The 8,812-nt window shown below is 34.8% G+C and carries 6 protein-coding genes; 3 read left to right on the forward strand and 3 right to left on the reverse strand.

Annotated features, from left to right (window positions below; translation table 11 throughout):
• Positions 1-29 precede the first annotated feature (29 nt).
• The 3 genes from A2255_03465 to A2255_03475 all read right to left on the reverse strand — a co-directional run bounded on the left by A2255_03465 (position 30) and on the right by A2255_03475 (position 4,243).
• A complete protein-coding gene (locus A2255_03465) occupies positions 30-2,693 on the reverse strand; it encodes a pyruvate, phosphate dikinase (protein ID OGI20031.1) in 2,664 nt (887 codons plus the stop codon).
• A 151-nt stretch (positions 2,694-2,844) separates the two neighbouring features.
• Entirely contained in the window at positions 2,845-3,450 is a 606-nt protein-coding gene (locus A2255_03470) for a hypothetical protein (GenBank protein OGI20032.1), read from the reverse strand.
• A 190-nt stretch (positions 3,451-3,640) separates the two neighbouring features.
• Positions 3,641-4,243 (reverse strand): dephospho-CoA kinase, encoded by a 603-nt coding sequence (locus A2255_03475; protein OGI20033.1) that lies wholly within the window; start codon positions 4,241-4,243, stop codon positions 3,641-3,643.
• A gap of 52 nt (positions 4,244-4,295) precedes the next feature.
• Here A2255_03475 and A2255_03480 point away from each other — a divergent pair, with 52 nt between their 5' ends.
• The 3 genes from A2255_03480 (at position 4,296) to A2255_03490 (ending at position 8,608) form a co-directional block, all read left to right on the forward strand.
• Positions 4,296-5,381 (forward strand): riboflavin biosynthesis protein RibD, encoded by a 1,086-nt coding sequence (locus tag A2255_03480; protein ID OGI20034.1) that lies wholly within the window; start codon positions 4,296-4,298, stop codon positions 5,379-5,381.
• A 287-nt stretch (positions 5,382-5,668) separates the two neighbouring features.
• Positions 5,669-6,307, forward strand: coding sequence for a hypothetical protein (locus tag A2255_03485; protein OGI20035.1), 639 nt, complete (start codon positions 5,669-5,671; stop codon positions 6,305-6,307).
• 138 nt (positions 6,308-6,445) lie between these two features.
• The gene (locus tag A2255_03490) at positions 6,446-8,608 is read left to right on the forward strand and encodes a GNAT family acetyltransferase (protein ID OGI20036.1); all 2,163 of its coding nucleotides are present in this window, start codon (positions 6,446-6,448) and stop codon (positions 8,606-8,608) included.
• Positions 8,609-8,812: the final 204 nt, after the last annotated feature.

Below are 8,812 nucleotides of genomic sequence, written 5' to 3' on the forward strand. Positions count from 1 at the left end.
CATACCTCTCTGTTTAACTTAGATATAAACTAGTGTGTAACTAGTGCTTTATCTCCTTTTTCTTCGAGAACTGCTTGAGCTGCAGCAAGTCTTGCTACTGGAACTCTGAATGGTGAACAGCTCACATAGTTAAGTCCGATTGAATGACAGAACTTAACGCTCTTAGCTTCACCACCGTGTTCACCGCAGATACCAAGCTTAATGTTTGGTCTTACTGATTTACCTTTTTCGATGGCAATTTTCATTAATTGGCCAACGCCTTCTTGATCTATTGTTTCGAAAGGATTTTCAGGAAGAATTTTATTTTCAATGTAGTTATTTAAGAATTTACCTTCAGCGTCATCACGGCTGTATCCAAATGTCATCTGAGTTAAATCGTTTGTGCCAAAACTGAAGAATTCAGCGTATTCAGCAACCTGATCAGCTGTTAACGCAGCTCTTGGGATTTCGATCATTGTACCGAATTGATAATTAACCTGAACACATTTTTCGGCCATTATTTTTTCAGCAACTGATTCGAGCTGTTCTCTTGCTGCTTTAAGCTCGTTTACGTGACCGATAAGAGGAATCATAATTTCAGGCTTAACTTCAATTCCTTCTTTCTTAAGATCACAAGCTGCTTCAAAGATGGCTCTTACTTGCATTTCGTTGATCTCAGGATAGGTTAAACCTAATCTGCAACCTCTTAATCCCATCATTGGGTTAGATTCAGCCAGTTCTTCAACTTTACAAAGAAGCTGTTCTTTAGCGCTTACATCTTGACCTAAAGCTTTACCAGTTGCAACTTCAGCAATTAATTCTTCTTTTGAAGGTAAGAATTCGTGAAGTGGTGGGTCTAAAAGACGGATTGTCATTGGAAGACCTTTAAGAGCTTTAAACATATCTTTAAAGTCTTGATATTGCATTGGAAGAAGTTTTGCAAGAGCTTCTTTTCTTGCTTCTTGAGTACCTGCAATAATCATTTGCTGAACTACAGGAAGTCTGTCTTGTTCCATAAACATGTGCTCTGTGCGGCAAAGACCAACCCCTTCTGCACCAAGTTCAACAGCTTTATCTACATCTGTTGGTGTATCAGCATTAGCTCTTACAGCTAATCTCTTAATTCCATCAACCCATTTAAAGAGTTTTGTGAAGTTTTCATCCATTTTTGGCTCAATTGTAGCAATTGCCCCTTCAAATATTTCGCCTTCTCCACCATCCATAGAAATAACATCATTTTTCTTATAAACTGTTCCGTTAGCTGCTGTGAGTGTTTCATTTTTAAGATCGATTCTTAATGTTTCACAACCGGCTACGCAAGGTTTACCCATACCTTTAGCAACTACTGCTGCGTGTGATGTCATGCCGCCTCTGAGGGTTAATACGCCCTGAGCAACGATCATGCCATGAATATCATCTGGACAGGTTTCAATTCTTACAAGAATGACTTTTTCACCATTAGCTCCTCTTTCAGCAGCTTCGTCGGTATCAAATACGATTTTACCAACAGCAGCGCCAGGTGAAGCAGCTAAGCCTGATCCGATTAATTTTCCTGCTTTTTTAGCAGCTGGGTCAAAGCTTGGAAGCATTAATTGATATAATTGTGCAGGATCAACAAGTTGAATTGCTCTTTCTTTTGAAATGGTACCTTCTTCAGCCATTTCAACAGCAATTCTTACAGCTGCTGCTGATGTTCTTTTTCCGTTTCTTGTTTGAAGAATGTATAATCTTCCTCTTTCAATGGTAAATTCCATATCTTGAATATCTTTATAGTGACGTTCTAATTTTTGAGCGATATCAACGTATTGTTGATATAATTCAGGCATTTCAACAGCTAATTCAGAAATTTGTTTTGGTGTTCTGATACCAGCAACAACGTCTTCACCTTGAGCGTTGGTTAAGTATTCACCGTAGAATAGATTCTCACCAGTACTTGGGTTGCGAGTGAAAGATACTCCTGTAGCTGAATCATTACCCATATTACCGAATACCATACTTTGAACGTTTACAGCTGTACCGTAGTTATGTGGAATTTTGTAGTGGTTTCTGTATGCTATAGCTCTTGGAATATTCCAGGAACTAAATACAGCTTCAATAGCCAATTGTAATTGGGTCATTGGATCTTGAGGAAATTCTTTTCCTGTTTCACTTTTAACTAATTCTTTATAGCGTTCTGCCGCTTCTTTTAAACCAGCAACGCTAACATCTGTATCTACTTTAACGCCTTCTTTTTCTTTAATCTGGTCTAAAATATGTTCGAATTTTTCTCTTTCAATATGAAGAACGACGCTGCCAAACATTGTGATAAATCTTCTGTAACTGTCGTATGCAAATCTTTCATTATTTGTTAAGTTTATAAGTCCTTGTAATGTTTCATCATTAAGACCTAAGTTAAGAATGGTTTCCATCATACCAGGCATACTTAGTCTTGCACCTGATCTAACGGAAAGTAATAATGGATTGCTTACATCACCGAATTTTTTACCGGTTTCTTTTTCTACATCTTCCAAAGCTGTTTTTACATTATCCATCACATTTTCTGGCATTTTATTGCCATTGTTGATGTATTCCATACATGTTTCTGTTGTAATGGTTAAGCCTGGAGGTACTGGTAAACCTGCGTTTGTCATTTCTGCAAGGTTAGCACCTTTACCGCCAAGAAGGTTTCTCATTGTAGCGTTACCTTCTCTGAATAAATAGACACGTTTTGTCATAAGGTTTCTCCTTTTAAACTAATCGTCTGTTCGATTTTTATGTACTTACTAAAGTGATAGTCATCATTTTTTATGTAACAGCTAAGCTCACTGTACTTAACGGTATATGTCAGGTATAACACAAAGGAATTTTAGGCTCAATCATGGGAATTTACTGCTTTAATAAATTTTTTCTGAGCTCCATTAATTCCTGAATATTTTCTTTAGATAATTCGTTGAGATTTCCTAATATCTTTGCATTGATGGAAATCTCAGCGTATAATTCAAGTGTTTCAAGCTTATAATAAGCATCTATTAATTGATTGGATCCTATCACAACACCGTGATTTGCCATTAGTACGGCGTCATGCGTTTTAAAATGGTTTGCTACTTGAGTAGCCAGTTTATCTGAAGATGGCATAGCGTATTCAGCTACGGGTATATTTCCAAGTATCACAAGAGCCTCGGATAATATAGGGGCATTTAGCGGAATGCCTGCGACAGCAAATGCTGTAGCTTTTGGTGCATGGGCATGAATTATTGAGGTAATATCGGGTCTTGCTTTATAAATTTCTAAATGCATTGTTTTTTCAGATGAAGGCTTTTTACCGGCTATACTATTGCCATTAATATCAATTACAGCAACATCTTCCTCTATTACGTCTGCTAAATTCTTGCCTGAGGGAGTAATTAGAATATTATTTTCATATCTAATACTTATATTTCCAGATGCTCCTGGTACAAACCCTTTATCATAAAGGCGTTTGCCAATTTTCACGATTTCTTCTTTAAATTTGTCCAGATTTTCCAATTATTTTGGCCTTTGTTAATATTTTGGAAATAAACCGCTATCCTGCCATTGTTATCCCATGAAGATAGACAAGTTGCAATAATAATTTACTATTTTAAACTTTAAAATAAAGTGGTATTTCGTGCAGTAATTAGCCAATAATTTTTGTCTCACTCCACTAATAATTTGAGTAAAGTTTATTTAAAAGCTGTTTTACCTGAATTTGGGTATTCTCAATACTACCGCTGTTATCAATCCTAAAGTTTGCTTTTGCGGCTTTTTCTTCCTGAGGCATCTGGGCATTTATTCTCTTTAATGCTTCTTCTTTTGTCAGGTTGCTTCTTTGCATAAGTCTTTCTAATTGAATATCTTTATCTACAGTCACAGCGGCAATATAATCAAACATTTTTTCCATATGAGCTTCAAAAAGAAGAGGTACAGTTGCTGCAACTATTTTGTTTTTCTTGTTTTTATAGAAAAATTCTTCTATTTTAGATTTAACTATTGGATGAAGAATTTTTTCAAGCTCTTTCCGTTTTTCTTCATCTTGAAATACTATTTTACCAACTTTTTCTCTTGAAATAGAGCCTTTTTCATTTCTGACATCAATCCCTAAAGGCTGAAATAATTCATAAACCTGCTTGATTACTTCTTTATCGGTTTCTAAAAGATTATGAACTATTTTATCCGAGTCAATAACAGGAATCCCTTCTTCTTTTAAAAAGGATTCAACCAGATTTTTTCCTGAAGCTATATTTCCTGTGATTCCAAGCTTGATCATTGTATAATTATATCTTAAACAGACTTTTAACAGGACAGCAAATATCGTGACTATGGAACAAGATGAAAAATATATTAAACATTGTATAGAACTGGCAAAATTAGGAGAAGGCAGTGTATCTCCTAATCCATTGGTTGGTGCAGTTGTGTTGGATAAAAGCGGTCACGTTGTTGGCACTGGCTATCACCAAAAATATGGTGAGGCCCATGCCGAAATTAATGCGCTTAATGACGCAGGTGAGTTTGCAAAAGATGGAACTCTTTATGTAAACCTCGAACCTTGCTCTCACTTTGGCAAAACTCCTCCCTGTGTTAATAAAGTAATTGAGTCAGGAGTCAAGAGGCTTGTAGTAGGAATGATTGATCCTAATCCTCTCGTTGCAGGTGAAGGGATTAGGAAAGCTCAGGATGCAGGAATTGAAGTAGAAGTCGGTGTTTTAGAAAAAGAATGCAAAAAGCTTAATGAAATTTTTATTAAGTATGTAACTGAGAAACAGCCTTTTATTGCAATAAAAACAGCTTCAACTGTTGATGGAAAAATAGCCACCAAAACAGGCAGCAGTAAATGGATTACCTCAGACCTTGCTAGAATTGAAGTTCATGGATTAAGAAAAAAATATGATGCAATACTAACAGGTTCAGGGACAGTAATAGCAGACAATCCGAGTTTAACATGCCGTATCCCTGGAGGAAGAAACCCTGTTAGAGTAATTATAGACTCTGAGCTAAAAACTTCTCCTGAAGCAAAAGTTTATCAAAATGATGGTATTAGAGTAATTATAGCCACTTCAGAAAATATAAATAATGAAAGAATGAAAGCTTATCCTGAAAATGTAGAAATACTGAAATGTTCATTAATCAACAATAAAATTGATCTTCATTATCTGATTAATGAGCTTTATCAAAACAAAATAGCAAGTATTCTTGTGGAAGCAGGGGGAATATTAAATGGAATATTCTTGCAAAATAAGCTTATAGATAAATTTTACTTCTTTATAGCTCCTAAAATTCTTGGCGATAATCAGGCTAAATCTATAATTGAAGGATTTGATACAGTAGATATAAATGAATCACTTAATTTTAGATTTGATGAAATAAAATCTCTTCCACCAGACATAATGGTTGAAGGGTATTTATAATCTTTTAAATAATTTTTAAATAAAATTTTGCTATAAATCTTTGTAAAATTTTAAAAAATTGTATTAAAATTTCATCAAAAATTCACTTAAAAATTATTTTAGAAATAATTTTCTGTTTTTTTACGATATAAAGACGGTATTTATGGTTTTTCAGTAAAAAATAATCGACGATCCAAGCTGGTTAATCCCTTGATCATTAACTCCCATTGTGCAAAAATAAAGGGAGAAACCCTAAGCACTATTTCAACACGTATCAAATAAACCAGACAACCAGAGCGAATTTCTAAATGAATACAAAAATCGAGAATAAATTTGTTTATTACCTCAATGATTCAATGTACATAAATGTAACCAATTTATGTACTAATAATTGTGTGTTCTGTATAAGAAGTTTAAGCGATACTGTGGCTGGCGCTAACCTAAAGCTTGAGAGTGAAAGTATTTCAAGTTATGAAATCATAGAAGAGATTAAAAATTCTTCTATATCAGTGCCTGAAATTGTTTTTTGTGGTTATGGAGAACCCTTGATTAAACTTGACATAGTCAAGGATGTAGCCAAATTTATTAAGCAAAATTATCCTGAAATACCTGTTAGAATTAACACAAACGGTCACGCTAATTTGATACATAAACGAAATATTATTCCTGAATTAGTAGGAATTATCGACAAAATTTCTGTTAGTTTAAATGCTGACAATGCTGAATTTTATCAGGAATTAACAGGTTGTAAGTTAGAAAGCCAAATAGCCTATGAAGGTGTCAAAAACTTTATTGCAGAATGTGTTAATCAGGGTATTGATACAACTGCAACAGTAGTACAAGGCTTTGGTAATTATGATATTAACGTTGAAAAATGCAGAAAGATTACCGAAGAGCTGGGTGCTACATTCAAGATCAGGGAATGGCTAGATGAAGGATACAAATAACCACAACAAATAAATTCATTATTTACACCGGAATTTGTGCGTACTTTAATTAGATAAGAGGCCATTTTTTGCAAAAAAAACATATAAAAATTTTATTTATACAAATGGGTACATTTAGAATAAAAGGGAAAATACAACATGAGTAAAGAACTAGATGCGATTATGCGGCCAAAGGCAATAGCTGTAATTGGTGCCACTGAAAGACAAGGGTCTTTAGGTAGAGAACTCGTTAATAATATTATTAGATATGAATTTAGTGGAGAAATATATCTGATTAATCCTAAGTCAGATACCTTATTTGGCAAAAAAACATATAAGAGTGTATTAGATGTTCCAGGTCAGGTTGATCTTGCAGTTATAGTTATACCAAACACACTTGTTTCAGAGGCTATTGATCAATGCCATGAAAAAGGTATCAAGGGAGTGGTAATAATCACAGCCGGTTACAAAGAAACAGGTGCTGAAGGTGCAAAATTAGAGCAGGATTTAGTTGAAAAATTACATAAATATGGCATGCGCGCGGTAGGCCCAAATTGTATGGGTGTACTAAATACAGATCCAAGTGTTAGAATGAATGCACAATTTGCTGAAGATCTCCCGAATCCTGGAAAGACAGCATTTGTATCACAATCAGGAGCCCTTGGTGCTGCAATTATTACAATTTCAAAAGACTTCAACATAGGTCTTAGTCAGTTTGTTTCAGTTGGTAATAAGGCAGATGTTAACGATGCTACAATGCTTGAATACTGGGAAGATGATTCAAATGTAGATCAAATTCTTCTTTATGTTGAATCTATAGAAAATCCTGTTAACTTTAGACAGTTAGCAAGCAGAATTTCAAAGAAAAAACCTATCGTAGCTGTAAAATCAGGAAGATCAGCAGCAGGTGCTAAGGCAGCGTCATCTCATACAGGAGCTTTAGCAGGAGCAGATTTAGCAGCAGATGCTTTATTAAAACAAAGTGGTGTTATTAGAGTAACCTCAATTCTTGAATTATTTGAAGTTGCTCAGATATTCACCACCAGCCCTATACCAAAAGGTAACAGAGTGGCTATAATAACAAATACCGGTGGCCCTGGCATTATGGCGACTGACGCTCTCAGTGAATACGGACTTCAAATTGCTGAATTAAAAGAAGAAACCCAGAACAAAATGAAAGAATTTCTTCCAGCTGCAGCAAGTGTAAGAAATCCTGTTGATATGATTGCCAGTGCTCCAATAGAACATTACACAAAATGCCTTGATATAATACTCAAAGATGAAAATGTTGATATGGTAATGATAATAGCCTTACCATTTATGGGTCAGAATCCAATGGAAATAGCTAATGGCATTATGGATATGAAAAAACAACATCCAGATAAACCAATAGTTAACGTATTCATAACAAGCAGAGAATTTTTCGGTAAAATCAGCAAAGAAAAGGTTAATACACCTTTCTATGCATATCCAGAATCTGCTGCAAAAGCTATGGCAAGGTTAGATTACTATCGTAGATGGTTAGAAAGACCCGTCGGAAATGAACCTAAATTTGAAGTTGATTGTAATAAAGCAAAAGAAATAATTAAAAACGCTCTTGAAGAAGGCAGAGATCAACTTACAACACTTGAATCCATTGATGTTCTTGATGCTTATGGAATCAGAACTTGTAAGTATGCTTTTGCTAAGGGAGAAGACGAGGCTGCTAAAGTAGCTAATGAAATTGAATATCCTGTTGTAATGAAGATTACATCTACCAAAATCTCACACAAAACTGAAATTGGTGGCGTAATGGTGGATATCAAGTCTGAAGAGGAACTTAGAAAAGCATATAAAGGACTTCTTGAAAGATTAAAAGAGCGCAACCTTGAAGATGCTCTTGATGGTGTAATTATCCAGGAAATGGTAAAAGGTTCTCGTGAAATGGTATGCGGTGTAGCAACCGACCCGCAATATGGACACTTAATGATGTTTGGTCTTGGCGGAATTTTCGTAGAATCTATTAAGGATGTTGCTTTTAGGATCAATCCTTTAACAGATATTGACGCTAAAGAGATGATAGAATCTGTTAAAGCTTATAAGATCTTGAAAGGTTCAAGAGGTGAAATTCCTGCAAATATAGATCAAATTCAGGAAACGTTATTAAGACTTTCTCAATTAATTAAAGACTTTAGTTTTATTGAGGAACTTGATATTAATCCACTTAAGATATCTGATAAAACTGGTTTAGGTATAGCAGTTGACGGACGTATAAAAGTTAAGGTTGAAGCAGCTAAAAAAGCTCTTTCAAATTGCTGTTCATCTGGCGCTTGCTGTGTATAGTTAGATTAAATAAAGCAAAAAGGAGAGGATCAGCCCTCTCCTTTTTGCTTTTATCGTATTAATGCCATAATTATGCAAGCTCAAGAATATTTATATGCCTTTAGATAAATATTTGAAAAATCTTGGAATAAAAATAGGACTTACGCAAATTCTCCTAAGAACCTATCCGACAAAAATTTTAGAAAGAACCATAACGCAACAGGC

The organism is Candidatus Melainabacteria bacterium RIFOXYA2_FULL_32_9 (assembly GCA_001784615.1).
In the GTDB taxonomy this organism is placed as follows: Bacteria; Cyanobacteriota; Vampirovibrionia; order Gastranaerophilales; family UBA9579; genus UBA9579.

Coding starts and splice junctions, on each gene's coding strand:
- A2255_03475 (OGI20033.1), bottom strand. CDS start 4,243: ATGATCAAGCTTGGAATCACAGGAAATATAGCTTCAGGAAAAAATCTG.
- A2255_03490 (OGI20036.1), top strand. CDS start 6,446: ATGAGTAAAGAACTAGATGCGATTATGCGGCCAAAGGCAATAGCTGTA.
- A2255_03480 (OGI20034.1), top strand. CDS start 4,296: ATGGAACAAGATGAAAAATATATTAAACATTGTATAGAACTGGCAAAA.
- A2255_03465 (OGI20031.1), bottom strand. CDS start 2,693: ATGACAAAACGTGTCTATTTATTCAGAGAAGGTAACGCTACAATGAGA.
- A2255_03485 (OGI20035.1), top strand. CDS start 5,669: ATGAATACAAAAATCGAGAATAAATTTGTTTATTACCTCAATGATTCA.